Below are 930 nucleotides of genomic sequence, written 5' to 3'. Positions count from 1 at the left end.
TCAACATCAACAAGCGTGAGTGATTCAACAAGTACAAGCACATCATTAAGTGAGTCAACGTCAACAAGTGTGAGTGACTCAGCAAGTGCAAGCACATCATTAAGTGATTCAGCGTCAACAAGCGTGAGTGATTCAACAAGCGCAAGCACGTCATTAAGTGGATCAACGTCAACAAGTGTGAGTGACTCAACAAGCACAAGTACGTCATTAAGTGAATCAACAAGTACGAGTCTTTCAGACTCAGCAAGTGCAAGCACATCATTGAGTGCATCAACATCAACAAGTGTGAGTGACTCAACAAGCGCAAGCACATCATTAAGTGCATCTACATCAATGAGTGTGAGCGACTCAACAAGCGCAAGCACATCATTAAGTGGATCAACGTCAACAAGTGTGAGTGATTCAACAAGTATGAGCACATCATTAAGTGGATCAGAAAGTACGAGTCTTTCAGACTCATTAAGTGGATCAACATCAACAAGTGTGAGTGACTCAACAAGTGCAAGCACGTCATTAAGTGGATCAACATCAACAAGCGTGAGTGATTCAACAAGTGCAAGCACATCATTGAGTGCGTCAACATCAACAAGTGAGAGTGACTCAACAAGTACAAGTACGTCATTAAGTGGATCAACATCAACAAGTGTGAGTGATTCAATAAGTGGAAGCACATCATTAAGTGGATCAACATCAACAAGTGTGAGTGACTCAACAAGCACAAGTACATCAGATAGTGCATCAACGTCAACAAGCGTGAGTGATTCAACAAGTGCAAGCACATCATTGAGTGCGTCAACATCAACAAGTGTGAGTGACTCAACAAGTGCAAGCACATCATTGAGTGCGTCAACATCAACAAGTGTGAGTGACTCAACAAGTGCAAGCACATCATTGAGTGCGTCAACATCAACAAGTGTGAGTGACTCAACA

The 930-nt window shown here is 42.3% G+C and carries 1 protein-coding gene; it reads right to left on the bottom strand.

What is annotated here, in order from left to right:
• On the bottom strand, positions 1-930 hold a 930-nt coding region (locus KA858_RS05675; RefSeq protein ID WP_281058924.1), incomplete at both ends, for a hypothetical protein.

Origin of the sequence: Staphylococcus sp. GDX8P80P, assembly GCF_017893095.1 — a bacterium.
In the GTDB taxonomy this organism is placed as follows: domain Bacteria; phylum Bacillota; class Bacilli; order Staphylococcales; family Staphylococcaceae; genus Staphylococcus; species Staphylococcus borealis.
The sequence above is the reverse complement of the archived record's forward strand: the minus strand, read 5'-3'. Positions and strand labels throughout refer to the sequence as shown.